Source organism: Streptomyces roseoviridis (assembly GCF_039535235.1).
Lineage (GTDB): Bacteria > Actinomycetota > Actinomycetes > Streptomycetales > Streptomycetaceae > Streptomyces > Streptomyces roseoviridis.
Genome location: NZ_BAAAWU010000001.1, coordinates 5,803,274 through 5,828,391, shown reverse-complemented (window position 1 = coordinate 5,828,391; position 25,118 = coordinate 5,803,274). Strand labels below are relative to the sequence as shown.

General features: G+C 72.2%; 25 protein-coding genes. 9 read left to right on the top strand and 16 right to left on the bottom strand.

Annotation, left to right across the window (positions count from 1 at the left end):
• Positions 1–7 precede the first annotated feature (7 nt).
• The 5 genes from ABD954_RS26315 to ABD954_RS26295 all read right to left on the bottom strand — a co-directional run bounded on the left by ABD954_RS26315 (position 8) and on the right by ABD954_RS26295 (position 4,629).
• A complete protein-coding gene (locus ABD954_RS26315; RefSeq protein ID WP_128984892.1) occupies positions 8–325 on the bottom strand; it encodes a non-heme iron oxygenase ferredoxin subunit in 318 nt (105 codons plus the stop codon).
• Positions 325–1,506, bottom strand: a complete 1,182-nt coding sequence (gene sufD / locus ABD954_RS26310) for a Fe-S cluster assembly protein SufD (protein WP_345489548.1) — start codon at positions 1,504–1,506, stop codon at positions 325–327. Before sufD ends, ABD954_RS26315 begins: the two co-directional genes overlap by 1 nt.
• Before the next feature lie 66 nt (positions 1,507–1,572).
• On the bottom strand, positions 1,573–2,988 hold the full coding sequence (gene sufB / locus ABD954_RS26305; RefSeq protein ID WP_345489546.1) for a Fe-S cluster assembly protein SufB: 1,416 nt from the start codon (positions 2,986–2,988) through the stop codon (positions 1,573–1,575).
• Complete coding sequence (locus ABD954_RS26300; RefSeq protein ID WP_345489544.1) at positions 2,985–3,716, bottom strand: helix-turn-helix transcriptional regulator; 732 nt, start codon at positions 3,714–3,716, stop codon at positions 2,985–2,987. The genes sufB and ABD954_RS26300 overlap by 4 nt, the downstream gene beginning before the upstream one ends.
• Positions 3,717–3,819: 103 nt before the next feature.
• Positions 3,820–4,629, bottom strand: coding sequence for a DUF72 domain-containing protein (locus ABD954_RS26295; RefSeq protein WP_345489542.1), 810 nt, complete (start codon positions 4,627–4,629; stop codon positions 3,820–3,822).
• 114 nt (positions 4,630–4,743) lie between these two features.
• Here ABD954_RS26295 and ABD954_RS26290 point away from each other — a divergent pair, with 114 nt between their 5' ends.
• From ABD954_RS26290 to ABD954_RS26280, 3 genes are all read left to right on the top strand, one after another.
• The gene (locus ABD954_RS26290) at positions 4,744–5,679 is read left to right on the top strand and encodes an ABC transporter ATP-binding protein (protein WP_345489539.1); all 936 of its coding nucleotides are present in this window, start codon (positions 4,744–4,746) and stop codon (positions 5,677–5,679) included.
• Positions 5,676–6,455, top strand: a complete 780-nt coding sequence (locus tag ABD954_RS26285) for an ABC transporter permease (protein ID WP_345489537.1) — start codon at positions 5,676–5,678, stop codon at positions 6,453–6,455. Before ABD954_RS26290 ends, ABD954_RS26285 begins: the two co-directional genes overlap by 4 nt.
• 98 nt (positions 6,456–6,553) lie before the next feature.
• A complete protein-coding gene (locus tag ABD954_RS26280; RefSeq protein ID WP_345489535.1) occupies positions 6,554–7,522 on the top strand; it encodes a COX15/CtaA family protein in 969 nt (322 codons plus the stop codon).
• Position 7,523: 1 nt separating this feature from the next.
• Here ABD954_RS26280 and ABD954_RS26275 read toward each other — a convergent pair whose 3' ends face one another.
• From ABD954_RS26275 to ABD954_RS26265, 3 genes are all read right to left on the bottom strand, one after another.
• A complete protein-coding gene (locus ABD954_RS26275; protein ID WP_345489533.1) occupies positions 7,524–8,606 on the bottom strand; it encodes an amidohydrolase family protein in 1,083 nt (360 codons plus the stop codon).
• 69 nt (positions 8,607–8,675) lie between these two features.
• A complete protein-coding gene (locus ABD954_RS26270; protein ID WP_345489532.1) occupies positions 8,676–9,026 on the bottom strand; it encodes a hypothetical protein in 351 nt (116 codons plus the stop codon).
• 93 nt (positions 9,027–9,119) lie between these two features.
• Positions 9,120–10,073 carry a heme o synthase gene (locus ABD954_RS26265; protein WP_345492476.1) on the bottom strand — a complete coding sequence of 318 codons (954 nt, stop codon included), beginning with the start codon at positions 10,071–10,073 and terminating at the stop codon, positions 9,120–9,122.
• A gap of 331 nt (positions 10,074–10,404) precedes the next feature.
• Between ABD954_RS26265 and tkt the strand changes: the two genes are divergently transcribed.
• From tkt to pgl, 5 genes are read left to right on the top strand one after another with little or no spacing between them, the layout of a single operon-like run.
• Positions 10,405–12,492, top strand: coding sequence for a transketolase (gene tkt, locus ABD954_RS26260; protein ID WP_345489530.1), 2,088 nt, complete (start codon positions 10,405–10,407; stop codon positions 12,490–12,492).
• Between the two features lie 32 nt (positions 12,493–12,524).
• Positions 12,525–13,643, top strand: a complete 1,119-nt coding sequence (gene tal, locus ABD954_RS26255; protein ID WP_345489528.1) for a transaldolase — start codon at positions 12,525–12,527, stop codon at positions 13,641–13,643.
• Positions 13,644–13,647: 4 nt separating this feature from the next.
• Complete coding sequence (gene zwf / locus ABD954_RS26250) at positions 13,648–15,180, top strand: glucose-6-phosphate dehydrogenase (protein ID WP_345489526.1); 1,533 nt, start codon at positions 13,648–13,650, stop codon at positions 15,178–15,180.
• Positions 15,177–16,238: a glucose-6-phosphate dehydrogenase assembly protein OpcA gene (gene opcA, locus ABD954_RS26245; protein WP_345489524.1), complete on the top strand. Its 1,062-nt coding sequence runs from the start codon at positions 15,177–15,179 to the stop codon at positions 16,236–16,238. Before zwf ends, opcA begins: the two co-directional genes overlap by 4 nt.
• Positions 16,235–17,017 carry a 6-phosphogluconolactonase gene (gene pgl / locus ABD954_RS26240; RefSeq protein ID WP_345489522.1) on the top strand — a complete coding sequence of 261 codons (783 nt, stop codon included), beginning with the start codon at positions 16,235–16,237 and terminating at the stop codon, positions 17,015–17,017. Before opcA ends, pgl begins: the two co-directional genes overlap by 4 nt.
• Positions 17,018–17,039: 22 nt before the next feature.
• On the opposite strand, the gene ABD954_RS26235 is transcribed toward pgl, so the two are convergent.
• The 5 genes from ABD954_RS26235 to ABD954_RS26215 form a co-directional block, all read right to left on the bottom strand.
• Entirely contained in the window at positions 17,040–18,545 is a 1,506-nt protein-coding gene (locus tag ABD954_RS26235) for a PH domain-containing protein (RefSeq protein ID WP_345489521.1), read from the bottom strand.
• Positions 18,542–19,030, bottom strand: a complete 489-nt coding sequence (locus tag ABD954_RS26230; protein WP_382745671.1) for a PH domain-containing protein — start codon at positions 19,028–19,030, stop codon at positions 18,542–18,544. Before ABD954_RS26230 ends, ABD954_RS26235 begins: the two co-directional genes overlap by 4 nt.
• A 5-nt stretch (positions 19,031–19,035) precedes the next feature.
• Positions 19,036–20,691, bottom strand: coding sequence for a glucose-6-phosphate isomerase (gene pgi, locus ABD954_RS26225; protein WP_345489519.1), 1,656 nt, complete (start codon positions 20,689–20,691; stop codon positions 19,036–19,038).
• 79 nt (positions 20,692–20,770) lie between these two features.
• Positions 20,771–21,538 (bottom strand): sugar isomerase domain-containing protein, encoded by a 768-nt coding sequence (locus ABD954_RS26220; RefSeq protein ID WP_382745673.1) that lies wholly within the window; start codon positions 21,536–21,538, stop codon positions 20,771–20,773.
• A gap of 127 nt (positions 21,539–21,665) precedes the next feature.
• Positions 21,666–22,592, bottom strand: a complete 927-nt coding sequence (locus ABD954_RS26215) for an N-acetylglucosamine kinase (RefSeq protein WP_345489517.1) — start codon at positions 22,590–22,592, stop codon at positions 21,666–21,668.
• A 65-nt stretch (positions 22,593–22,657) separates the two neighbouring features.
• On the opposite strand from ABD954_RS26215, the gene ABD954_RS26210 reads away from it, so the two are divergent.
• Entirely contained in the window at positions 22,658–23,512 is an 855-nt protein-coding gene (locus ABD954_RS26210; protein WP_345489515.1) for a MurR/RpiR family transcriptional regulator, read from the top strand.
• A gap of 57 nt (positions 23,513–23,569) precedes the next feature.
• Here ABD954_RS26210 and ABD954_RS26205 read toward each other — a convergent pair whose 3' ends face one another.
• The 3 genes from ABD954_RS26205 to tpiA form a co-directional block, all read right to left on the bottom strand.
• Positions 23,570–23,905 carry an RNA polymerase-binding protein RbpA gene (locus ABD954_RS26205; RefSeq protein WP_003957010.1) on the bottom strand — a complete coding sequence of 112 codons (336 nt, stop codon included), beginning with the start codon at positions 23,903–23,905 and terminating at the stop codon, positions 23,570–23,572.
• A gap of 77 nt (positions 23,906–23,982) precedes the next feature.
• Positions 23,983–24,213 (bottom strand): preprotein translocase subunit SecG, encoded by a 231-nt coding sequence (gene secG, locus ABD954_RS26200; RefSeq protein WP_345489513.1) that lies wholly within the window; start codon positions 24,211–24,213, stop codon positions 23,983–23,985.
• A gap of 121 nt (positions 24,214–24,334) precedes the next feature.
• Positions 24,335–25,111 (bottom strand): triose-phosphate isomerase, encoded by a 777-nt coding sequence (gene tpiA, locus ABD954_RS26195; protein WP_345489511.1) that lies wholly within the window; start codon positions 25,109–25,111, stop codon positions 24,335–24,337.
• Positions 25,112–25,118: the final 7 nt, after the last annotated feature.

Below are 25,118 nucleotides of genomic sequence, written 5' to 3'. Positions count from 1 at the left end.
GGGTGACTCAGGACTCCTGGGTGACGGAGACGAGCACATCGTCCCCTTCGATCTTTACGGGGTATACGGGGACGGGGCGCGTCGCGGGGAGGCCGGACGGCTTGCCGGTGCGCAGGTCGAACGCGGAGCCGTGCAGCCAGCACTCGATCTGGCAGTCCTCCACCTCGCCCTCGGAGAGGGAGACGTTCGCGTGCGAGCAGATGTCGTGGATGGCGAACACCTCGCCCTCGGTGCGGACGAGGGACACCGGCGTGCCGTCGAGTTCCACCCGCTTCGGGGTGTCCTCCTCCAGCTCGCTCAGCGCACAGGCGCGGACGAAGGCCATCAGACGGACGCCTCCAGCTCCGCCTCGATCTTGGCGATGAGGCGCTCCTGGACGTCCGGCAGACCGATCTGCTGAACCAGTTCCGCGAAGAAGCCGCGGACGACCAGGCGGCGGGCCTCGGTCTCCGGGATGCCGCGGGACATCAGGTAGAAGAGCTGCTCGTCGTCGAAGCGGCCGGTCGCGGAGGCGTGGCCGGCGCCGGCGATCTCGCCGGTCTCGATCTCCAGGTTCGGCACGGAGTCGACCCGGGCGCCGTCGGTGAGGACGAGGTTCCGGTTGAGCTCGTAGGTGTCGGTGCCCTCGGCCGCGGCCTCGATGAGGACGTCGCCGATCCACACCGCGTGGGCGTCCTGGCCCTGCAGCGCGCCCTTGTACGCCACGTTGGACTTGCAGTGCGGCACGTTGTGGGTGACCAGGAGGCGGTGCTCCTGGTGCTGGCCGGCGTCGGTGAAGTACAGGCCGAAGAGCTCGGCCTCGCCGCCGGGGGCGGCGTACTCGACGCGCGGGTGGAGGCGGACGACGTCGCCGCCGAAGGTGACGACGACCGACTTGAAGGAGGCGTCGCGGCCGACCAGCGCGTTGTGCTGGGCGACGTGGACGGCCTTCTCGTCCCAGTCCTGGACGGAGACGACGGTGAGCTTGGCGCCGTCGCCGAGGACGTAGTCGACGTTGGAGGCGAGCACCGCGTCACCGGTGTGGTCGATGACCACGACGGCCTCGGCGAAGGCGCCGAGCTCGATCACCTGGTGGCCGAAGGCGACTCCGCCCTGGCCGTGCACGGCGATGCGGATCGGCTCGGTGAGGACGGCCTCCTTGGCGACGGTGACGACCGAGGCCTTCTCGAAGGAGGAGTACGCCTGGGCGGCGACGCGGTCGACCGGCTTGCCGGCCTTGCCGAGCCGCGCGTCGTCGCGGCCCACGGTCTCCACGGTGACGCCCTCGGGGGCCTCGACCTCGACACGGACGCCCTCGCCGGTGGCGACGGCGGTGCCGTCGTGCAGGCCGCGCAGGCGCTCCAGCGGGGTGAAGCGCCACTCCTCCTCGCGGCCGTGCGGGACGGGGAAGTCCGCGACGTCGAAGGACGGCGGGGCGCTCATGCGCGTGGCGACGGTGGACTCGGCGGCCACCGCGATCGAGCCGGCGGTGGTGGACCCCGCCGGGATGTTCTGAGCCTCAGCCATGGCTGTCGTGTTGCTCTCTTCCTACGTAACTACGCAAAGACCAGGGGTACGGACGGCGGGGCGGCGTCAGCCGACCGCACCCTCCATCTGCAGCTCGATCAGCCGGTTGAGCTCCAGCGCGTACTCCATCGGCAGTTCCTTGGCGATGGGCTCGACGAAGCCGCGGACGATCATGGCCATCGCCTCGAACTCGGTGAGGCCGCGGCTCATCAGGTAGAAGAGCTGGTCCTCGGAGACCTTGGAGACGGTGGCCTCGTGGCCCATGGAGACGTCGTCCTCGCGGACGTCCACGTAGGGGTACGTGTCCGAGCGGGAGATCGTGTCGACGAGCAGGGCGTCGCACAGCACGTTGGACTTGGAGCCCGGGGCGCCCTCGCCGATCTCGATGAGACCGCGGTAGGAGGTACGGCCGCCGCCTCGCGCCACCGACTTGGAGACGATGTTGGAGGACGTGTTGGGGGCCATGTGGACCATCTTGGCGCCGGCGTCCTGGTGCTGGCCCTCGCCCGCGAAGGCGATGGACAGGGTCTCGCCCTTGGCGTGCTCGCCCATGAGGTAGACGGCCGGGTACTTCATGGTGACCTTGGAGCCGATGTTGCCGTCGACCCACTCCATGGTGGCGCCCTCGTAGGCGACGGCGCGCTTGGTCACCAGGTTGTAGACGTTGTTCGACCAGTTCTGGATGGTCGTGTAGCGGCAGCGGCCGCCCTTCTTGACGATGATCTCGACCACGGCGCTGTGCAGCGAGTCCGAGGAGTAGATCGGGGCGGTGCAGCCCTCGACGTAGTGGACGTAGGCGTCCTCGTCGACGATGATCAGCGTCCGCTCGAACTGGCCCATGTTCTCCGTGTTGATGCGGAAGTAGGCCTGGAGCGGGATCTCGACGTGCACGCCCTTCGGCACGTAGATGAACGAGCCGCCGGACCACACGGCCGTGTTCAGGGAGGCGAACTTGTTGTCGCCGACCGGGATGACGGTGCCGAAGTACTCCTTGAAGAGCTCCTCGTGCTCCTTCAGCGCGGTGTCGGTGTCGACGAAGATGACGCCCTGCTCCTCCAGGTCCTCGCGGATCTGGTGGTAGACGACCTCGGACTCGTACTGGGCGGCGACACCGGCGACGAGGCGCTGCTTCTCCGCCTCCGGGATGCCGAGCTTGTCGTACGTGTTCTTGATGTCCTCCGGCAGGTCCTCCCAGGACTCGGCCTGCTTCTCGGTGGACCGCACGAAGTACTTGATGTTGTCGAAGTCGATGCCCGACAGGTCGGAGCCCCAGGTCGGCATGGGCTTCTTGTCGAAGAGCCGCAGACCCTTGAGCCGCAGCTTCAGCATCCACTCGGGCTCGTTCTTCTTCGCGGAGATGTCGCGGACGACGTCCTCGGAGAGGCCGCGCTTGGCGGCGGCACCGGCCGCGTCGGGGTCGGCCCAGCCGTACTCGTACCGACCCAGGCCCTCGAGCTCGGGGTGGCTGATCTCGGTGGTCATGCGGGGTTCCTCCCGGCCGTGCTTGCGGATGCTGTGGATGGAGTGGTCTGTGGTGGGGTGCCGTGCGGGATGAACGTCGTGCAGACGCCGTCACCGTGCGCGATGGTGGCCAGGCGCTGGACGTGGGTCCCGAGGAGGCGGGAGAAGATCTCCGTCTCCGCCTCGCACAGCTGGGGGTACTGCTCGGCGACGTGGGCGACCGGGCAGTGGTGCTGGCAGAGCTGCTCGCCGACCGGCGCGTTCCGCGCAGTGGCAGCGTACCCGTCGGCGGTCAGCGCCTTGGCCAGAGCCTCGGTGCGGCGGTCGGGGTCGGCGGACTCGACGGCCTCGCGGTACGCCTCCGCCTGGGCCTCGATCCGGTCGCGGGCGAAGGCGGCGACGGCCGCCTCTCCCCCGGCGTTCCGCTCGATCCAGCGCAGCGCTTCCACGGCGAGCGTGTCGTACGACTGGTCGAAGGCGTCCCGGCCGCAGTCGGTGAGCGCGAAGACCTTCGCCGGGCGGCCCCGGGTGCGGGCGCCGTAGACCCGCTTCTCGCGCGCCTCCACGACGTTCTCCGTGACGAGCGCGTCGAGGTGGCGGCGGACGGCGGCCTGGGTGAGGCCGAGCCGCTGGGCCAGGTCGGCGACGGTCGAGGGCCCGTGGTCCAGGATGGAGCGCGCGACCCGGTTGCGCGTGGATCGCTCACCGGTCGCGAGTTCCTCCGCGGGAGCCTCACCGACGTTTTTCACAACGCCATTGTTGCGTAATTAATCAGGCACTGACAAGCGCGGTCGGGGCGCACGGCGGTGCCGTGCGTCACGCAGGTAAGCCTTACCTGACCTGCGGAAACGATCATTCGTAGGACGAATGCCGACGGGTCTGACCAGCGGTTTCCGCCGGGGCGCGGCCGTCGCCCGGCAGGCTCACCGTCCGCCCGCGCGCCCGGATCAGGTCCACGAAAGTCTCCGCGTTCCGGACCGCCGCACCGCCCGGATCGTTGTTGAAGAAGACGTAGACGTCCGCCCCCTCCGGCCAGGCGTCGGCGAGCCGCTCCGCCCAGGCCGCCAGCGCCTGCCGGCCGTACGAGGGCCGGGGCCGCGCCCGGCCCTCGTGCAGCCGGAGATAGCCCCAGTCCGCCGTCCGCCACAGCGGCGTCACGGGCCGCGACTCCCGGTCCGCCCAGCACAGCGTGGCCCCGCGCCCGCAGAGCACGCCCCGGATCTCGTCCGTCCACCACGACGGGTGCCTCGGCTCGACCGCCACCCGCACGCGCGCGGGGAAGCAGCCGAGCACCGCGTCGAGCAGTCCGGCGTCGGCCTTCAGCGTCGGCGGCAGCTGGAGCAGCACCGGCCCCAGCCGCTCCCCCAGCCCCCCGGCCCGGTCCAGCAGGCGCGCCACCGGCTCCTCGGGCTCCTTCAGGCGCTTGATGTGGGTGAGGTAGCGGCTGGCCTTGACCGCCATGACGAAGCCGTCCGGCGTCCGCTCACGCCAGTGGACGAAGGTGTCCCGGTCCGGCAGCCGGTAGAAGGCGTTGTTGTTCTCGACCACCGCGAAACGGCGCGCATACTCCTCCAGCCACAGCCGCTGGGGCACGCCCTCGGGATAGAGCACGCCCCGCCAGTCCCGGTACTGCCACCCCGAGGTTCCGACGAAGACGGTCATACGGGGCCTCTGCCCCGGCCGGGCCCCGCTCACCCGGCCTCCGGCGGCCTCGCCGCCCGCACGCGACCGGGCCCGCGGCAGGAGCGCTCCCGGCGGGTCCTTAGACTTCCCGGCATGCGAAACGACTCCGTCGAGTCCGTGGTCCGGGTCCGGGGCCTGGTCAAGCGGTACGGGACGAAGACCGCCGTCCAGGGTCTCGACCTGGACGTCCGGGCGGGCACCGTCACCGCCGTCCTCGGGCCCAACGGGGCCGGCAAGACCACCACCATCGAGAGCTGCGAGGGCTACCGGCGCCCGGACGCCGGCACCGTACGCGTCCTCGGGCTCGACCCGGTCGCCGACGCCGCCGCGCTGCGGCCCCGGATCGGCGTGATGCTCCAGTCCGGCGGCGTCTACTCCGGCGCCCGCGCCGACGAGATGCTCCGCCACATGGCGAAGCTGCACGCCCACCCGCTCGACGTGGACGCCCTGATCGAGCGCCTCGGCCTCGGCTCCTGCGGCCGCACCACCTACCGGCGCCTCTCCGGCGGCCAGCAGCAGCGGCTCTCCCTCGCCATGGCGGTCGTGGGCCGTCCCGAACTGGTCTTCCTCGACGAGCCGACCGCCGGCCTCGACCCGCAGGCCCGCCGCGCCACCTGGGACCTGGTCCGCGAACTGCGCGCCGACGGCGTCACCGTCGTGCTGACCACCCACCTCATGAACGAGGCGGAGGAGCTCGCCGACGACGTCGCCATCATCGACGCCGGCCGGGTCGTCGCCCAGGGCAGCCCCGAGCAGCTGTGCCGCGGCGGCGCCGAGAACACCCTGCGCTTCACCGGCCGCCCGGGCCTCGACCTGGGCTCGCTGCTCAAGGCCCTCCCGGACGGCACCGCGGCCGCCGAGACGCTCCCCGGCACCTACCGGATCACCGGCGACGTCGGCCCCCAGCTGCTCGCCACCGTGACCACCTGGTGCGCCCAGCACGGCGTCATGCCCGAGGGCATCGCGGTGGAGCGCCACACCCTCGAAGACGTCTTTCTGGAGCTGACCGGCAAGGAGCTGCGCGGATGAGCACGGCGCGGATGAGCACGGGCGCGTACGCGCCGAAGCCGGGGGCCGCCCCCGTCGGGCGGATGATCGCCGCGCAGACCGCGCTGGAGACGCGGATGCTGCTGCGCAACGGCGAGCAGCTGCTCCTCACCGTGGTGATCCCCTCCCTCCTGCTCGTGCTGTTCTCGACGGTCGACCTCGTCGACACCGGCGCGGGCGAGGCCGTCGACTTCCTCGCCCCCGGTGTCCTGGCGCTCGCCGTGATGTCCACGGCCTTCACCGGGCAGGCCATCGCGACCGGCTTCGAGCGCCGCTACGGGGTGCTCAAGCGCCTCGGCGCCTCGCCGCTGCCGCGCTGGGCGCTGATGGCGGCCAAGACGCTGTCGGTGCTGGTCACCGAGGCGCTCCAGGTGGCGCTGCTCACGGCGATCGCACTGGCGCTCGGCTGGTCGCCGCACGGCGATCCGCTGTCGGTGTTCGCCCTGCTGGTGCTCGGCACCGCCGCCTTCTCCGGGCTCGGCCTGCTGATGGCGGGCACCCTGAAGGCGGAGGCGACACTGGCCGCCGCGAACCTGGTGTTCCTGCTGCTGCTCGTCGGCGGCGGGGTGATGGTGCCGCTGGAGAAGTTCGGCGCCGCGGGCGACGTGCTGGCGTTCCTGCCGATCTCCGCGCTCTCCGACGGCCTGAGGGACGTCCTCCAGGGCGGTTCCGGGATGCCGTGGGGCGACGCGCTGATCCTGGCCGTGTGGGCGGTCCTGGGGCTGGGCGCGGCGGCGCGGTTCTTCCGCTGGGAGTGACGCTGCGCGTAGCCACGCGGTGACGGTTCGGGGCCGTTTCGGGCCGACTCGCCCCGTAACCACCCCCTCGTGAAAGCGTGCACAAGCCCCGTCCTACGATGGGGCCCGTGCAGACCCCCCTCGCCTTCATCGCCCAGCGCTGGACCCCGTCCCCCCGGACGCTCCGGCGCGCCGCGCTCTCCGCCGTCGTGATGAGCGTGCTGATCATCGTGACCGGTGGCGCGGTCCGGCTGACCGGCTCAGGTCTCGGCTGCGACACCTGGCCCAAGTGCACGGACGACAGCCTGATCGCCACGGCCGAACAGGGCATCCACGGTGCCATCGAGTTCGGCAACCGGATGCTGACGTACGTCCTGTCGGCGGCCGTCGGCTGGACGATCATCGCCGCCCGCTCCGCGAAGCCGCGGCGGCGCGGACTGACCCGGCTCGGCTGGGCCCAGTTCTGGATCGTGGCGAGCAACGCCGTCCTCGGCGGCATCACCGTGTGGATGGGCCTCAACCCCTGGACGGTGGCCGGACACTTCCTGGCCGCGAACGCGCTCCTGTCGGTCGCGGTGGTCACCTGGCACCGCACCGGCGAGGGCGACACGCCGCCCAGGCCGCGCGTGCCGCGCCCGGTGAGCAGGCTGTCGTGGGCGATCGTCGTGGTCTCGGGGCTGCTGATCGCGCTCGGTACGACGGTGACGGGCGCCGGCAAGCACGCCGGTGACAGCAGTGACGTGCCGCGCATGCCGTGGGACTGGACCGCCGCCGCCCACCTGCACGCCATCGCCGCGTGGGTGGTCTGCGCCCTGGCCCTCGCCATGTGGCTGGTCCTGCGCGTGGTGGACGCCCCCGACGACACCCGTGCCCGCGCCCGTGACCTGCTGCTCGTGCTGCTCGCCCAAGGTGCGGTGGGCTACGTCCAGTACTTCACGGGCGTCCCCGAGCTCCTGGTGGGCGTCCACATGCTCGGCTCCTCGCTGATGTGGATCGCCGTGCTCCGGCTGGCGCTGAGCCTGCGCGAGCGGCCGGTGACCACGGCGGACATCCCGGCCCAGCCGGACGCGGAGCTGGCGACGGCGTAGGTCAGGGGTTCAGGCGGTACACCCGTCGCGCGTTCCCCGCCGCGACGAGCCCGGCGACCCGCTGCGCGTCCGCGCGGGACCAGGCGCCGTCGGCGACCCATTCGCCGAGGACCCGGGCGAGGGCGCCGCGGAAGACGCTGGCGGCGACCACGTGGAGCTCCGGAAGCCCCCGGGCGCCGCTGGAGAAGAGCAGTTTGCCGAACGGGGCCAGCTCCAGGAACTCCGCGAGCACGGCCGCCGCACGGGCGCCGGTGCGGGCGACGACCGGGCCGAGGTCCGCGTAGACGTGCGGGAAGTGCCCGGCGAGGCGGGCCGCCTGGCGGTGGTGCGGGTAGCCGTGCAGCAGCACCAGGTCGGCGCCGAGTCCGCTCGTGGCGGCGGCGAAGCCGGCCAGGGTGCCCGGATCGCGCTCGCCGAGGTGCAGTTGCAGCGGCCGGCCGGCGCCGACCGCGATCCACAGCAGATGACGCAGGAGCACCGGGTCGTCGACCGCCCCGCCGGCCGCGCGCCGGGCCAGCCAGCGCCCCGCCGCCCCGCGCACCTCCCCGGGCCCGGGCGGCTCGGGGACGGCCGCGAGCCCGCCCCGTGCGCCCGCCACGGAGGTGAAGGCGACGGCACCCGCGGCGGCCCCGTGCACGGCCTCGGTGAGGTTGGCCAGGAAGGCGTCGACGGTGCCGGAGGTGTCGGCGACCTGCTCGGCGAGCGGCTCCAGGCGGACGATCTCGTGGGCCGCGGCGTCGCCGGTCGCGGCGAGCTCGGCGGGGCCGGTCAGGTCGCCGGGCGGACCGGTGTCGACCAGGTAGGTGGCGATGCCGGAGGCCCGCAGCAGCCGGCGGCCCGCTTCGAGGACGCCGAGTTCACGGCGCCGGGCGAGGTAGCGGGCGGGCGGGCAGTGCGGTTCCAGGCCGAGGAGCGGCGGGCACCAGCGGCGCACCGCGAAGCCGGCCTGGGTGTCGAAGAAGGTGGTGCCCGCGGCCGGCAGGGCGGGCGTGGGCGCGAGGTGCGTCTCGAAGGTGCCGAGGCCGAGCTCCGTACGGAGCACCCCGTGGCAGTACTGGTCCACCAGGCTCGGAGTGTCGATCATTCGGGGGGCTCCCACGTCGGACGGGCTTCCACCCCTCCTAACGGGTGAGCCCCGCGCGAGGTTGTTGCCTCAGGAGTTGCGGGCTCCGCCGAGCTGGATGCCCGCCATCCGGGTCCACTCGTAGGGGCCGGTGACGACCTTGGCGGCGAACTCGCCGTCGAACTCCTCGTGGAGCGTGAGCCCGGCCTTCTCGGCGGCGGCCTCGGCGATCGCGTAGCTGGGGGCCACCAGGTCGCCCCAGCCGCCGTCCTCGCCGACGAGGACGATGCGGGTGCCCGCCTGGCCGATGTGGGCGAGCTGGCCCTCGGCGCCGCCGTGCTCGGCGGCGAACGCCTTGATGTGCTTGGCCAGCCTGGCCGCCTTGCGCTCGGCGCCCTTGGCGCCGGCCTGCTTCGTGTCCGCCTGCTGCGTGTCTGCCATGGACAGGATGCTACTGCCGGGTAGATCGACTGGCGACGGCCGGGGCACGTGGCGTGGGCCACGCACCCCGGCCGTCGGCCGGGAACCTCGGGGTCAGCGCAGGAAGGGGTCCACCGCGACCGCCACGAAGAGCAGCGACACGTAGGTGATGGACCAGTGGAACAGGCGCATCTCCTTGAGCTTGGCGCCCGTGACCTCCGCCTTGGCGCGGTTGAGCAGGCCGTGCGCCTCCCACAGCCACCAGCCGCCGGTGAGCAGCGCCACGGCCGTGTAGAACCAGCCGGTGTAGCCGAGCGGGGTGAGCAGCAGGGAGACCGCCACCATGACCCAGCTGTACAGGACGATCTGGCGGGCGACGACCTTGTTGGAGGCGAGGACGGGGAGCATGGGCACGCCCACGCGCGCGTAGTCCTCCTTGACCTTCATCGACAGCGGCCAGTAGTGCGGCGGCGTCCAGAAGAAGATGACCAGGAAGAGGATGACCGCGGCCCAGGACATCGAGTTCGTGACGGCGGACCAGCCGATGAGCACCGGCATGCAGCCGGCGATGCCGCCCCAGACGATGTTCTGGGTGGTGCGCCGCTTCAGGAGCATCGTGTAGACGACGACGTAGAAGAGCAGCGCGCCGAGCGACAGCCAGGCGGAGAGCCAGTTGACCAGGAGGCCGAACCAGACGGTGGAGACGACCGCGAGGGTGAGGCCGAAGACCAGGCCCTCGCGCGGCGACACCATGCCGGTGACCAGGGGCCGCTGGGAGGTGCGGTCCATGAGGGCGTCGATGTCGCGGTCGATGTACATGTTCAGCGCGTTGGCGCCGCCCGCCGACAGGTAGCCGCCGAGGCAGGTGACGAGCACCAGCCACAGGTCGGGCACGCCCTGTTCGGCGAGGAACATCACCGGAACGGTGGTGATGAGCAGCAGCTCGATGATCCGCGGCTTGGTCAGCGCCACGAATGCCTTGACGCGGGCCCCGAACGGCCGATGGCCTCCCGGGCTGGGAGTCAAGACGACCCCGGCGGGTCGGGACTCGACGGCCGTCACGCACACCCCTGACAGAGAAATTCCCAGCAAGCTCCCCGCGTGAAGAGGGGATGAAACTTGCGCGTACCACGCCACTGTAGACGTTGCCCAGACGCCGTTCTTATCGGGGGTGGGTCGTGTTGGCGGCCTCGCTCCCGGCGCGTGTCCCAAGGGGTGGACACGCCCGGTACCCGCCTCGGGAGGCGAACTCCCGCGACCCCCGGCAGTCTTTGGAAGTAAGCGCTCATATGAGGGGCATGGACACGAAAAGAGGGGCGAATTCCGGGGGTAGGCTCGACACCGCCGGGACACCCTCAGTCACCGGCTCAAGACATGCGGAGAGGAGCCCTGACCCAGGGTGAGCACTAAGCCGACGACCACAGACCTCGAGTGGACCGAACTGGACCAGCGGGCCGTGGACACCGCCCGCATCCTGGCCGCCGACGCCGTACAGAAGGTCGGAAACGGCCATCCCGGCACCGCGATGAGCCTGGCGCCCGCCGCGTACACCCTCTTCCAGAAGGTGATGCGCCACGACCCCGCCGACCCGGAGTGGGTGGGCCGCGACCGGTTCGTCCTCTCCGCCGGGCACTCGTCCCTGACCCTGTACACCCAGCTGTACCTGGGCGGCTTCGGGCTGGAGCTCGACGACCTGAAGTCGTTCCGCACCTGGGGCTCGAAGACCCCGGGTCACCCGGAGTACGGCCACACGGCCGGCGTGGAGACCACCACCGGCCCGCTGGGCCAGGGCGTCGCCAACGCGGTCGGCATGGCGATGGCCGCCCGCTACGAGCGCGGCCTGTTCGACCCGGAGGCCCCGCAGGGCACCTCTCCCTTCGATCACCGGATCTACGTGATCGCCGGCGACGGCTGCCTCCAGGAGGGCATCTCCGCCGAGGCGTCCTCGCTCGCCGGGCACCAGAAGCTCGGCAACCTGATCATGCTGTGGGACGACAACCACATCTCGATCGAGGGCGACACCGAGACGGCCGTGTCCGAGGACACGGTCAAGCGGTACGAGGCGTACGGCTGGCACGTCCAGCGCGTGGAGCCGCAGGCGAACGGCGACCTGGACCCGGCCGCCCTGTACGCGGCGATCAAGGCCGCCGAGGCCGAGACCGAGCGTCCGTCGTTCATCGCGATGCGCTCGATCATCGCCTGGCCGGCGCCGAACGCCCAGAACACCGAGGCCGCGCACGGCTCGGCCCTCGGTGACGAGGAGGTCGCGGCCACCAAGCGCGTCCTGGGCTTCGACCCGGAGAAGACCTTCGAGGTCTCCGACGAGGTCATCGCCCACACCCGCGCGCTCGGCGACCGGGGCCGCGAGGCCCGTGCCGAGTGGGAGAAGTCGCTGGCCGAGTGGCGCACCGCCAACCCGGAGCGGGCCGCCGAGTTCGACCGCGTCCAGGCGAACGAGCTGCCGGCCGGCTGGGCCGAGAAGATCCCGGTCTTCGAGGCGGGCAAGAGCGTGGCGACGCGCGCCGCGTCGGGCAAGGTGCTCCAGGCGCTCGGCTCGGTGATCCCGGAGCTGTGGGGCGGCTCGGCCGACCTCGCCGGCTCCAACAACACCACCATCGACAAGACGTCCTCCTTCCTGCCGGAGGGCAACCCGCTGCCCGAGGCGGACCCCTACGGCCGGACGATCCACTTCGGCATCCGCGAGCACTCCATGGCCGCGGAGATGAACGGCATCGCCCTGCACGGCAACACCCGCGTCTACGGCGGCACCTTCCTGGTGTTCTCCGACTACATGCGCAACGCCGTGCGCCTGTCGGCGCTGATGCACCTGCCGGTGACGTACGTGTGGACGCACGACTCGATCGGTCTCGGCGAGGACGGCCCGACCCACCAGCCGGTGGAGCACCTGGCCTCGCTGCGCGCCATCCCGGGTCTGAACCTCGTCCGCCCGGCCGACGCCAACGAGACGGCGATCGCCTGGCGCGAGATCATGCGGCGCCACACCAAGGTGTTCGGCAAGGGCACCCCGCACGGTCTGGCCCTCACCCGCCAGGGCGTGCCCACCTACGCGCCCAACGAGGACGCGGCCAAGGGCGGCTACGTGCTGTTCGACGCCGAGGGCGGCGAGGCGCGGCTCGTGCTGATCGCGACCGGCTCCGAGGTGCACCTGGCCGTCGAGGCCCGGGAGCAGCTGCAGGCCGCCGGTGTCCCCACCCGGGTGGTGTCGATGCCGTCGGTGGAGTGGTTCGAGGAGCAGGACCAGGCGTACAAGGACGCCGTTCTGCCGCCGTCGGTCAGGGCGCGGGTCGCGGTCGAGGCGGGTATCGGTCTGACGTGGCACAGGTACGTCGGCGACGCGGGCCGGATCGTGTCGCTGGAGCACTTCGGTGCCTCGGCCGACGCGAAGGTGCTGTTCCGCGAGTTCGGCTTCACTCCGGAGGCGATCGTCGCCGCGGCCCGGGAATCTCTCGACGCCGCCGCGCGCTGACGTCTTTAGATACGACTTTTGGAGAACCTCTCATGACAGACGCTCTCAAGCGCCTCTCCGACGAAGGCGTCGCGATCTGGCTGGACGACCTGTCGCGTCAGCGGATCACGTCCGGCAACCTGGCCGAGCTCATCGACCAGAGCCATGTGGTGGGTGTGACCACCAATCCGTCCATCTTCCAGAAGGCGATCTCCGAGGGGCACGGCTACGACCAGCAGCTGGCCGACCTCGCCGCCCGCAGGGTGACCGTGGACGAGGCCATCCGCATGATCACGACGGCTGACGTGAGGGACGCCGCCGACATCCTGCGGCCCGTGTTCGACGCGACCCAGGGCCAGGACGGCCGGGTGTCCATCGAGGTGGACCCCCGCCTGGCCCACGACACGGCGGCCACCATCGCCGAGGCCAAGCAGCTGGCGTGGCTGGTGGACCGTCCCAACACCCTCATCAAGATCCCGGCCACCCAGGCGGGCCTGCCGGCGATCACCGAGGTCATCGGCCTGGGCATCAGCGTCAACGTGACGCTGATCTTCTCCCTGGAGCGCTACCGCGCGGTCATGGACGCCTACCTGGCGGGTCTGGAGAAGGCCCGCGAGCGCGGCCTGGACCTGTCGAAGATCCACTCCGTGGCGTCCTTCTTCGTGTCCCGCGTGGACACCGAGATCGACAAGCGCCTCGACGCGATCGGCACCGACGAGGCCAAGGGCCTCAAGGGCCGGTCGGCGCTGGCCAACGCCCGTCTGGCCTACCAGGCGTACGAGGAGGTCTTCGGCTCCGAGCGCTGGGCCGCCCTCGACAAGGCGCAGGCCAACAAGCAGCGTCCGCTGTGGGCCTCGACCGGTGTGAAGGACCCGGCGTACAAGGACACCCTGTACGTGGTGGACCTGGTCGCCCCGGGCACCGTCAACACCATGCCGGAGGCCACCCTGGAGGCCACCGCCGACCACGGCGAGGTCACCGGCGACACCATCCGCGGCACCTACGACGAGTCCCGCGCGGTCCTCGACGCGGTCGCCGCGCTGGGCATCTCGTACGACGACGTCGTCCAGGTCCTGGAGGACGAGGGCGTCGACAAGTTCGAGGGCTCGTGGAACGACCTGCTCAAGTCGACCGAGGCGGAGCTCCAGCGCCTCGCACCTTCGGAGGCGTAACACCTTGAGCGCAGTCACCGGAGCCAACCCGCTCCGTGACGCCGCAGACCGACGGCTCCCGCGCATCGCGGGGCCGTCGGGTCTGGTGATCTTCGGTGTCACGGGTGACCTGTCCCGCAAGAAGCTGATGCCCGCCGTCTACGACCTCGCGAACCGTGGTCTGCTGCCGCCGGGTTTCTCGCTGATCGGATTCGCCCGACGCGAGTGGCAGGACGAGGACTTCGCCCAGGAGGTCCACGACGCCGTCAAGCAGCACGCCCGCACCCCGTTCCGCGAGGAGGTGTGGCAGCAGCTGATCCAGGGGATGCGCTTCGTCCAGGGCGACTTCGACGACGACGACGCCTTCGAGCAGCTGAAGTCCACCATCGAGGAGCTGGACAAGGCGCAGGGCACGGGCGGCAACTTCGCCTTCTACCTGTCCGTGCCGCCGAAGTTCTTCCCCCTGGTCGTGCAGCAGCTCAAGAAGCACGGTCTGGCCGACCAGAAGAACGGCTCCTGGCGCCGTGCGGTCATCGAGAAGCCCTTCGGGCACGACCTGGCCTCCGCCAAGGAGCTCAACGAGGTCGTCCACGAGGTCTTCCCGCCGGACGCGGTCTTCCGGATCGACCACTACCTCGGCAAGGAGACCGTCCAGAACATCCTGGCGCTCCGCTTCGCCAACACCCTCTTCGAGCCGATCTGGAACCGGTCGTACGTCGACCACGTGCAGATCACCATGGCCGAGGACATCGGCATCGGCGGCCGTGCCGGCTACTACGACGGCATCGGCGCCGCCCGTGACGTCATCCAGAACCACCTGCTCCAGCTGCTGGCGCTGACCGCGATGGAGGAGCCCGCCTCCTTCGACGCCGACGCGCTCGCGGCCGAGAAGACCAAGGTGCTCGGCGCGGTGAAGCTGCCGGAGGATCTCGGCCTGCACACGGTCCGCGCGCAGTACACCGCCGGGTGGCAGGGCGGCGAGAAGGCCGTCGGCTACCTCCAGGAAGAGGGCATCGACCCGCAGTCGAAGACCGACACCTACGCGGCGGTCAAGCTGGAGATCGACAACCGCCGCTGGGCGGGCGTCCCCTTCTACCTGCGCACCGGCAAGCGGCTGGGCCGCCGGGTCACCGAGATCGCGGTGGTCTTCCAGCGCGCCCCGCACTCCCCGTTCGACCACACGGCGACCGAGGAGCTCGGCCGCAACGCCATCGTGATCCGCGTCCAGCCGGACGAGGGCGTCACGGTGCGGTTCGGCTCGAAGGTGCCGGGCACGCAGATGGAGATCCGGGACGTGTCGATGGACTTCGCCTACGGCGAGTCCTTCACCGAGTCCAGCCCAGAGGCCTACGAGCGGCTCATCCTCGACGTCCTGCTCGGCGACTCCAACCTCTTCCCGCGGGTCGAGGAGGTCGAGCTGTCCTGGAAGATCCTCGACCCCATCGAGCGCTTCTGGGACCGGCACGGCAAGCCCGCGCAGTACGAGGCCGGGACCTGGGGCCCGGTCGAGGCGGACGAGATGCTCGCACGAGACGGCAGGAGCTGGCGCCGGCCATGAAGACCGACCTGACGGACACCACGTCCTCCAAGATCAACAAGGCGCTGGTGCTCGGGCGGCGGGCCATCGGCACCCCGGCCGTCGGCATGGTCCTCACCCTCGTCATCGTCACCGACGAGGAGAACGCCTACGACGCGCTGAAGGCGGCCAACGAGGCGTCCCGCGAGCACCCCTCGCGGACCCTCGTCGTCATCAAGCGGGTCTCGCGGACCCCGCGGGACCGCGCCCAGGCACGGCTCGACGCCGAGGTCCGCCTCGGCGCCGACGCCAGCACCGGCGAGACGGTCGTCCTCCGGCTGTACGGCGACGTCGTCGACCACGCCCAGTCGGTGGTGCTGCCGCTGCTGCTGCCGGACGCGCCGGTCGTCGTCTGGTGGCCGGTGAACGCGCCGACCGACCCGGCGAAGGACCCGCTGGGCGCGCTCGCCCAGCGCCGGGTGACCGACACGTACGCCGCCGAGCAGCCCATCGTGGAGCTGGCGGCGCGCGCGGACGCGTACACCCCGGGCGACACCGACCTGTCGTGGACCCGGATCACCCCGTGGCGTTCGATGCTGGCCGCCGCGCTCGACCAGGTCGCCTGCGAGGTGACCTCGGCCGAGGTCTCGGGCGAGGAGTTCAACCCGAGCGTCGAACTGCTCGCGATGTGGCTCGCGGACCGGCTGAAGATCCCGGTGCGGCGGTCGAAGTCGACGGGCCCGGGTCTCACCTCCGTACGGATGGAGACCAGCACCGGTCCGATCGTCCTCGACCGGGCGGACGGCTCGCTCGCCACGCTCTCGATCCAGGGCCAGCCGGACCGTGCCGTGGCGCTCAAGCGCCGCGAGACGGCCGAGCTGATCGCGGAGGAGCTGCGCCGGCTCGACCCGGACGACACCTACGCCTCGGCGCTGCGGTTCGGCCTGGAGCGTCTGGACGCGGAGGCGGCGACCGCCGCTCCCGCGGCGGAGCCCGAGCGCGAGGCCATAGCCCAGGCCCCGGCCGAGGCGCCGCAGGACGCACCGGCCGCCAAGCCGGCCGCGAAGAAGACCCCGGCGCGGAAGGCGACGGCCAAGTGAGCACTCCTCGGCTGGTCGTGCACCGCGACAAGGAACTGATGGCCCAGGCCGCCGCGGCCCGGCTGATCACGAAGATCGTGGACGCCCAGGCCGCCCGCGGCTCCGCCTCGGTGGTGCTCACCGGCGGCCGCAACGGCAACGGGCTGCTCGCGGCGCTGGGGTCGGCGCCCGCCCGGGACGCGATCGACTGGTCCCGGCTCGACCTGTGGTGGGGCGACGAGCGCTTCCTCCCCGAGGGCGACCCGGAGCGCAACGTCACCCAGGCCCGCGAGGCGCTGCTCGACGGCGTCCCGCTGGACCCGGCTCGGGTGCACGCGATGCCCGCCTCCGACGGCCCGCACGGCTCGGACGTGGACGCCGCCGCCGCGGCCTACGCGGCCGAGCTGGCGGCGGCCGCCGGTCTGGACGGCCACGGCGGGGTGCCGGCCTTCGACGTGCTGATGCTGGGCGTCGGCCCGGACACCCATGTGGCCTCGCTGTTCCCGGAGCTTCCGGCGGTCCGCGAGACCGAGCGGACGGTGGTGGGCGTGCGGGGCGCGCCGAAGCCGCCGCCGACCCGGATCTCGCTGACGCTGCCGGCGATCCGGGCCGCGCGGGAGGTCTGGCTGCTCGCGGCCGGCGAGGACAAGGCCGAGGCCGCGGCCGTCGCCCTGTCCGGCGCGGGCGAGGTCCAGGCCCCCGCCGCGGGCGCCCGGGGCCGTTCGCGCACGCTGTGGCTGCTGGACGCGGCGGCCGCCTCCGAGCTGCCGCGGAGCCTGTACCCGCCCTCCTCGGCCTGAGGACGCGTCACCGGGGCCCCGCTCACCGCACGGTGGGCGGGGCCCCGGCGTTCTCCAGGAACGGGGTGAGCAGTCCCGGTACGGCCTCGTCGGCGAAGGCCAGGCCCTGGCTCTCACCGGCGTCGTACACGTGGTACGCGCCCTCCCCGGCGGCCGTCGTCGCGCTGAGCGTGAGCACTCCGGCGCGCCGCTGGAACCAGGACTGCCGGACGGTCCAGCCGATGACTCCGCTGCGCTGGAGGGCGACGGTGGAGCGGCGTACGGTGCCGGAGCGGCTCACGAGGTAGGCGCCGCTGACGCCGTGTCCGAGGCTGCGGTAGGCGTCGAGGGCGAGCAGGACGGCGAGCGGGACGAGGACGGCGGCGAGCCCGGCGGCCACGTACAGCAGCACGGGAGTGAGCAGGAGGCCGAGGACGGCGAGGAGGGCGGCCGGGCCGAGCGCGGCGGCGAGCGCCCGGCCGAGGCGCCGGGTGCGGGCGGCCCTGGGGTGTGGGGCGAGCGGGGCGCCGGTGGGCGGCTCGGTCTCGCGGAGCACCTGGGCGGCGACCCGGTCGGCGACGGCCCGGGGCGCGGGCGGCAGCAGGTTCTTGAGGTCGGCGTGCTTGTCGTCGTCGTCCTGGGCGAGGCCGGTGGCGACGGCGTCGACCCGGGCGGCGCGCACCACGCGTATGCCGAGGGGTTCGACCAGCTCGATGCCCCGCAGCCGTCGTTCCTCCAGGGAGACGGAGCGGGCGGTGAGCAGCCCCCTGCGTACTCTCAGGGTGCCGCCGGGCTCCCGTTCCAGACGGTAGTTCGCCCACATCTCGACCCAGAGGCCGAGTGCGCCGATCACTCCGGCGGCGGTGGCGAGGAGCACCAGGTCGACGATCATCCACACGAGGGGGACGTCCTCGAAGCGGTCCCCGATCCAGCCCAGGACCTCGTCCTGGGCGCCGAACCAGTCGCTGACCTGCATGACGGCTCCCGCGGCCGCGCCGCCGAGCAGCGGGGCGACGAAGGAGACGGGGGCGTAGCGGATCCAGCGGGGGTCGAGGGCGGCGAGGACGCCGTCGTGGCCGGGGTCCCCGGTGGCGGACCGTTCGAGCAGGGTGCGGCGGAGGCGTTCGCCCTCGGCGCGGGTGACCAGGTCGAGTTCGAGGGTGGAATCGCCGCCGCTGTGCTCGCCGGTGCCGATCCTGACCTTGACGAGGCCGAGGAGCCGTTCGAGGGGGTTGGCGGTGAGGTCGACGCTGCGGATGCGTTCGCGGGCCAGGGAGCGCCGTGTGACGACGAGGAGTCCGGTGTGGAGGTCGACCCGCTCGGGGCCGATCCGGTAGCGGGTGCGGCGCAGCCGGACCCAGTCGGCGGCGCCGCCGCCGGCGACGAGCAGCGCGGCGCCGGCGAGCACCCAGGCGAGGGCCTGCCACAGCGGCCGGGATCCGGCGAGGCCGAGCGTGGCGGGCACCGCGGCGCCGCCGGCGACCCCGCACAGCACCACGACGCCGGCGAGCAGGGTGCGGGGCGCGAGCCGGCGCCACTCCTCGCTCATGTGGCGTCCCCCGGGCTGCCCTGGGTGAGGGCGGTGAGCCGTTCGGCGAGCCCGGCGGCGAGCTGGTCGTCGAGTCCTTCGATGCGGAGGGCGCCCTTGGAGGAGGCCGTGGTGACGGTGACGGTGGCCAGCCGGAACATCTGCTCCAGGGGGCCGCGTACGGTGTCGACGGTCTGGATCCGGGACATGGGGGCGATCCGCCATTCCTGCCAGAAGGCGCCGGTGCGGACGTAGACGGCGTCCTCGGTGACCTCCCAGCGGTGCACCCGGAACCACCAGCCGGGCAGCACCGCGGTGCAGACGAGGCCGAGGACCGCCACGGCCGCGGCCGCGCCGAGCAGCCAGGTCCTGGCCGGGCCGAGGAAGACCCCGAGCACGGCCAGGACGGCCACCGGCACGGCGGCGGTCACGAGCAGCTGCGTCCGCCACCAGGCGACGGCCCGTCGGTCGACGGCGTTGTGCGGCGGGCGCAGCCGTACGGTCACGTCGGTCAGCTCCGGCCGCGCAGCGCGCGGTAGGCGGAGACGAGTCCGGCGGTGGAGGAGTCGAGCTGCTCGCCGCCCCCGCCTTCGGTGAGGACCGGCTCGATCCTCTTGGCGAGCACCTTGCCGAGCTCGACGCCCCACTGGTCGAAGGAGTCGATGTTCCAGACGGCGCCCTGCACGAAGACCTTGTGCTCGTAGAGGGCGACGAGCTGGCCGAGCACGGACGGCGTCAGCGCCTCGGCGAGGATCGTCGTCGTCGGGTGGTTGCCGTGGAAGGTCTTGTGGGCGACGAGCTCCTCCGGCACGCCCTCGGCCCGTACCTCCTCGGGCGTCTTGCCGAAGGCGAGCGCCTGGGTCTGGGCGAAGAAGTTGGCCATCAGCAGGTCGTGCTGGGCGACGAGGCCGGGCAGCAGGTCCTCGACTGGCCGGGCGAAGCCGATGAAGTCGGCCGGGATGACCTTGGTGCCCTGGTGGATCAACTGGTAGTAGGCGTGCTGGCCGTTGGTGCCGGGAGTGCCCCAGACCACGGGCCCGGTCTGCCAGTCCACGGGCTGCCCGTCGCGCGTGACGGACTTGCCGTTGGACTCCATGTCGAGCTGCTGGAGGTAGGCGGTGAACTTCGACAGGTAGTGCGAGTAGGGCAGCACGGCGTGCGACTGCGCGTCGAAGAAGGCCCCGTACCAGACGCCGAGCAGGCCGAGCAGCAGCGGTGCGTTCTGCTCCGGAGGGGCGGTGCGGAAGTGTTCGTCGACGAGGTGGAAGCCGTCGAGCATCTCGCGGAAGCGCTCCGGCCCGATGGCGATCATCAGGGACAGGCCGATGGCGGAGTCGTACGAGTAGCGGCCGCCGACCCAGTCCCAGAACTCGAACATGTTCGCCGTGTCGATGCCGAAGTCCTCGACCTTCTCGGCGTTGGTCGACAGGGCCACGAAGTGCTTGGCGACGGCGTCCTGGCCGGCCCGCAGCTCGGTGAGGAGCCAGTTGCGGGCGGAGGTGGCGTTGGTGATGGTCTCGATGGTGGTGAAGGTCTTCGACGCGACGATGAACAGGGTCTCCGCCGCGTCGAGGTCACGGACGGCCTCGTGGAGGTCAGCGCCGTCGACGTTCGACACGAAACGGAAGGTCAGGTCCCGCTGCGTATAGGCGCGCAGCACCTCGTAGGCCATGGCGGGCCCGAGGTCGGAGCCGCCGATGCCGATGTTGACGATGTTCCTGATGGGCTTTCCGGTGTGCCCGGTCCACTCGCCGGCGCGGACCTTGTCGGCGAAGGCGGCCATCTTGTCGAGGACCGCGTGCACCTCGGGGACGACGTTCACGCCGTCGACCTCGATCACCGCGTCGCGCGGGGCGCGCAGCGCGGTGTGCAGGACGGCCCGGTCCTCGGTGTTGTTGATCTTCTCGCCGCGGAACATGGCGTCGCGCAGTCCGGCGACGTCGGTGGCGGCGGCCAGGTCGCGCAGCAGCCGCAGGGTCTCGTCGGTCACCAGGTGCTTGGAGTAGTCCAGGTACAGGTCGCCGACGCGCAGCGCGTACCCGGTGCCGCGCCGGGGGTCGGCGTCGAACAGCTCGCGCAGATGGGTGTCACCGAGCTGCTCGCGGTGCTTGCCGAGGGCCGCCCACTCGGGCAGCTGGTTGAGCCTGGTCCGGCCTGCGTTGGTCATCTCGCCCATTTCTTCGTCCTGCTCCATGTCCTGCGTGGGTGCCCCGCTGCCCCTCCAACCTAATTGATCTGGTGTGCGTTCAGTGTCCGCCACGGTGCAGTCGTCCCGCGTAGCGGGCTTCGAGCAGGGCGTTGCGCTCGTGGCCGCCCGGAAGGTTGGCCGAGACGTACACGGGCGGCTCGATCCCTTCGGCGAGGAGCAGCGCGACGGCGTCGGCGACGACCATCTGGACGAGCAGCGAGGAGGTGAGCGTGGAGATCCCGCACAGGGCGCCGTCGCCGGGGAGCGGCAGGACGGCGTCGCCGGCGGGCGCCCCGTTGTCGAGCACGGCGTCGGCGAGGTCGGCGAGCCGCTTGCCGCTGGGGTGCAGGGCGGGCACGGCGTGGGTGTGTTCCAGGGAGGTGAGGGCGATCAGCGGGTGTCCGGCGCCGGTGACCTTGAGGGCGAGGTCGACGACCGCGTTGTTGACCCCCGAGTTGGAGATGATCACGAACAGGTCCTGTGGCCGCGGGGTGGCCAGTGCGTAGAGGCGGTCGGCGAGTCCGGGCGAGCGCTCCAGGAGCGGATCCCGCAGGATCGCCGGGTCCTGGCCGCCGCGCAGGACGAGGTCGGCGAGCGCGATCCGGCTCGTCGGCACCAGTCCCCCGGCCCGCCCGGCGACTTCGAGCGCGGCGGCCTGCGAGTGCCCGGTGCCGAACGCGTGGATCACCCCGTCGGCCGCGACGCAGTCGGCGACCAGCCGCGCCGCCCGGGCCACCCCGTCCTTGTTGGCGTCGACGACCCGGTCGACGGCACCCCGGGCCAGCTCGGCGAACCGGGCGGCGCCCACGCCGTGTTGCTGCTCCACCACGACCTCCTGGTTGATCGATTCAGCTCTGTGCGCATTCCCGGGCTCAATCAACCAGTCCATCCGACGCGGAGTCAACGGGGCGGTCCGCCCCCGGTCCGGCTCCCCGGGCCCACCGCGACGTACGTCAGCCGGGCGTCCGCGCCAGGGCCACCGCGCCTCCCGCCCCGTCCCGCACCGGACTCGGCCGCAACCCCAGCTCCGCGACCCGCTCGGCCAGCCGCCCCAGCAGGGGCCCTCGGGGCCCGAGCAGCCCACCCGTCACCACCAGCGGCTCCCCCGCGACCGGCCGCAACGCCCGCACGGTCCCGGTCAGTTCGTCCGCCGCACGGTCCAGCAGCCCCGCCGCGACCCCGTCCCCCGCCTCCGCGGCCGCCACGACCAGCGGGCTCAGCTCCGCGAGCCGCACGGGGTGCGCCCGGTACGCGTACCCGACGAGACGTTCCTTGCCGAGGCCGCCGCACAGCTCGCCGACCGGCTCCGCGAGGGCTGTGGCGGGCCCGCGCCCGTCGAGTGCCCGCAGCACCGCCCGCAGCGCCTCCCGCCCCAGCCAGAAGCCGCTGCCGGCGTCGCCCAGGAGCCAGCCGTCGCCGTCCGCCGCGGCCACCACGCGCCGCCCCCGCACCCGTGCCCCCGTCGCTCCGGTCCCGGCGATGAGGACGAGGCCGTCGGCGGGGGCCCCGGGACCGGCCGCGAAGGCGACCTCCGCGTCTCCCCGGACCTCGATCCGCCCCGGCGGCTCGGCGCCGATCGCGGTGAAGGCGCCGGTCAGGGCCGCGAGTGCCCTCTCGCAGCCGCCCCCGGGGCCGCCGCCCGCGAAGCCCGCCACCACCGCCCGGACCGGCACGCGGTGTGCCCCCGCTCCGCGGAGGGCCTCGGCCAGGTGCCGTACCAGCGCCGCCTCCGGCACGCTGAGCGCGTTGCCCGGGCCGCCGGCCCCCTCCCCCACGGTGCGGCCGGTCGCCGCGTCGGCGAGCCGGGCCCTGGTGCGCGTACCGCCGGCGTCGATGCCCACGACGTGCGGGGCGCGGCGCTGAATCCCGGATTCGTCCATCGGTCCGCATGGTGGTTGATAGATTCACCCGGCCACAAGACCCGCGCTCCGACCAGAAGGCTCGTATGATCACCGCCCTGATCCGCTCCGAACTCCCGCGCATGTCCGGCTCCTTGCGCAAGGTGGCCGACTGGGTGCTGGCGGATCCGGCCCGGGTCGCCGGCGTCTCGGCGGCGGAGCTGGGCCGCAGGACCGGCACCTCGCAGGCGACGGTGACCCGGTTCTGCCGGGCCCTGGGGCTCGACTCGTACCAGCGGCTGCTGCTGGAACTCGCCCGCGAGCAGGGCCAGGAGAGCGCCGAGGGAGGGCAACCGGGCCCGCTGGGGCCGGAGATCGGACCCGACGACCCCCTCGGCACGGTCGTCGCCGCCGTCGCCCGCGCGGACCTCCAGGCCCTGCGCGCGACGACCGAGCAGCTCGACCTCGACGCCCTGGAGCGCGCCGCGCGCGCACTCGCCGGGGCCCGCAGGATCGACGTCTACGGGGTCGGCGCGTCCGGCGTCCTGGCCCTGGAGACGCAGGCCCGGCTCTTCGGCATCGGCTGCGAGGCCCGCGCCTGGACCGAGGTGCACGCGGCGAAGACCTCGGCGGCCCTGCTGACGCCGGCGGACACGGTCGTGGCGCTGTCCCACTCGGGGGCGACCCGCGAGGTTCTGGCGCCGCTGCGCCTGGCCGCCGAGCGGGGCGCGGCGACCGTCGCCGTGACGGCCGACCCGCGCTCGCCCGTGGCCCGCGCGGCCGGTACGCACCTGACGTCGACCGCCGCCCCGACCGGCTTCCGGCACGGCGGTCTCGGCACCCGGCATTCGGTGCTGCTGATCCTCGACTGCCTCTACGCGCGCGTGGCGCAGCTGACCTATCCGCGGGCCACGGCGGCTCTGGCGCTCACCGCGCACATCGCGGCCGACCACCGGCGGTAGGAGGCGAAAGGGCCCCGCCCGCGATGTCCGTTCGCGGGCGGGGCCCTTCACGTCACGTCAGATCTCGCCCCGGAGCTTGGCGAGCGCCTCGGCGAGGATCGCCTCGCCGTCCGCGTCGCTGCGCCGCTCCCGGACGTACGCGAGGTGCGTCTTGTACGGCTCGGTGCGGGGCGGGTCCGGCGGGTTGTCCCGGTCCTGGCCGGCCGGGAAGCCACAGCGCGGGCAGTCCCAGGTGTCGGGGACCTGTGCGTCACTGGCGAAGCTCGGCTGGGTCTCGTGCCCGTTCGAGCACCAGAAGGAGATGCGGAGACGCGGTGCCGACTCGCCTCGCTCGGCCTCGCCCATCGGCCCCGCTCCGACCCGGCTTCCCCGGATCGCGTTGCCACTTGCCACGGTCGTAACTCCCTGCGTGATGGTGCTCGAAGATGCCCCAGTCTACGTAAGGCCCAACGCGCGTCCAGTGATTGGAGTTACCCGTCCAACTTCACCAGAAGACCAAGTACGACAATGCACGCGAACCACAGCAGACCGACCACGACGGTGATGCGGTCCAGGTTGCGCTCGGCGACCGAGGAGCCGCCGACGGACGACTGCATGCCGCCACCGAACATGTCGGAGAGGCCGCCGCCCTTCCCCTTGTGCATCAGCACGAGCAGCATCAGCAGCGCACTGAAGACGATCAGGGCGATCGAGAACCCCATAACCACGGCTGGACCAACTTCCTCGGACTTATACGGACGGGGGTCGGACAGGGTACCTGCCCGACCCCCGCAAGGGTACGACGGATCGTCGCCGACGCTCTACAACGTCAGCGCTCGATCATCACTGGTCGCGGAAGCGGATGATCTTGACGAACTCGTCGGCGTCCAGCGAGGCGCCGCCCACCAGCGCGCCGTCGATGTCGGCCTGCGCCATGATCTCGGCGACGTTGCCGCCCTTGACGGAGCCGCCGTACTGGATGCGGACCTTGTCGGCCAGCTCCTGGGAGTACAGCTCGGCGAGCTTGCCGCGGATGGCCGCGCAGACCTCCTGGGCGTCCTCGGCGCCGCAGACCTTGCCGGTGCCGATCGCCCAGACCGGCTCGTAGGCGATCACGATCGTCTCGGCCTGCTCGGCGGGGACGTCCTTCAGGCCGCCCTCGACCTGGGTGAGGGTGTGCGCGACGGCGTTGCCGGCCTCGCGGACCTCCAGCTCCTCGCCGACGCACAGGATGGGGGTCAGGCCGTGCTGGAAGGCGGCCTTCACCTTGGCGTTGCAGACCTCGTCGGTCTCGGCGTGGTACTGGCGGCGCTCGGAGTGGCCGACGGCCACGTAGGAGCACTTCAGCTTGGACAGCATCGCGCCGGAGATCTCACCGGTGTAGGCGCCGGAGTCGTGCGCCGAGAGGTCCTGGGCGCCGTACTTGATCTTCAGCTTGTCGCCGTCGACCAGGGTCTGCACGGAGCGCAGGTCGGTGAAGGGGACGAGGACGGCGACCTCGACGGCGTCGTAGTCCTTGTCGGTCAGCGCGAAGGCGAGCTTCTGGACGTGGGCGATGGCCTCGAGGTGGTTGAGGTTCATCTTCCAGTTGCCCGCCATCAGCGGGGTACGGGTGCTCATAAAGGGG

Coding starts and splice junctions, on each gene's coding strand:
- ABD954_RS26315 (WP_128984892.1), bottom strand. CDS start 325: ATGGCCTTCGTCCGCGCCTGTGCGCTGAGCGAGCTGGAGGAGGACACC.
- sufD (WP_345489548.1), bottom strand. CDS start 1,506: ATGGCTGAGGCTCAGAACATCCCGGCGGGGTCCACCACCGCCGGCTCG.
- sufB (WP_345489546.1), bottom strand. CDS start 2,988: ATGACCACCGAGATCAGCCACCCCGAGCTCGAGGGCCTGGGTCGGTAC.
- ABD954_RS26295 (WP_345489542.1), bottom strand. CDS start 4,629: ATGACCGTCTTCGTCGGAACCTCGGGGTGGCAGTACCGGGACTGGCGG.
- ABD954_RS26290 (WP_345489539.1), top strand. CDS start 4,744: ATGCGAAACGACTCCGTCGAGTCCGTGGTCCGGGTCCGGGGCCTGGTC.
- ABD954_RS26285 (WP_345489537.1), top strand. CDS start 5,676: ATGAGCACGGCGCGGATGAGCACGGGCGCGTACGCGCCGAAGCCGGGG.
- ABD954_RS26280 (WP_345489535.1), top strand. CDS start 6,554: ATGGGGCCCGTGCAGACCCCCCTCGCCTTCATCGCCCAGCGCTGGACC.
- ABD954_RS26275 (WP_345489533.1), bottom strand. CDS start 8,606: ATGATCGACACTCCGAGCCTGGTGGACCAGTACTGCCACGGGGTGCTC.
- ABD954_RS26270 (WP_345489532.1), bottom strand. CDS start 9,026: ATGGCAGACACGCAGCAGGCGGACACGAAGCAGGCCGGCGCCAAGGGC.
- tal (WP_345489528.1), top strand. CDS start 12,525: ATGACAGACGCTCTCAAGCGCCTCTCCGACGAAGGCGTCGCGATCTGG.
- opcA (WP_345489524.1), top strand. CDS start 15,177: ATGAAGACCGACCTGACGGACACCACGTCCTCCAAGATCAACAAGGCG.
- ABD954_RS26235 (WP_345489521.1), bottom strand. CDS start 18,545: ATGAGCGAGGAGTGGCGCCGGCTCGCGCCCCGCACCCTGCTCGCCGGC.
- pgi (WP_345489519.1), bottom strand. CDS start 20,691: ATGACCAACGCAGGCCGGACCAGGCTCAACCAGCTGCCCGAGTGGGCG.
- ABD954_RS26215 (WP_345489517.1), bottom strand. CDS start 22,592: ATGGACGAATCCGGGATTCAGCGCCGCGCCCCGCACGTCGTGGGCATC.
- ABD954_RS26210 (WP_345489515.1), top strand. CDS start 22,658: ATGATCACCGCCCTGATCCGCTCCGAACTCCCGCGCATGTCCGGCTCC.
- secG (WP_345489513.1), bottom strand. CDS start 24,213: ATGGGGTTCTCGATCGCCCTGATCGTCTTCAGTGCGCTGCTGATGCTG.
- tpiA (WP_345489511.1), bottom strand. CDS start 25,111: ATGAGCACCCGTACCCCGCTGATGGCGGGCAACTGGAAGATGAACCTC.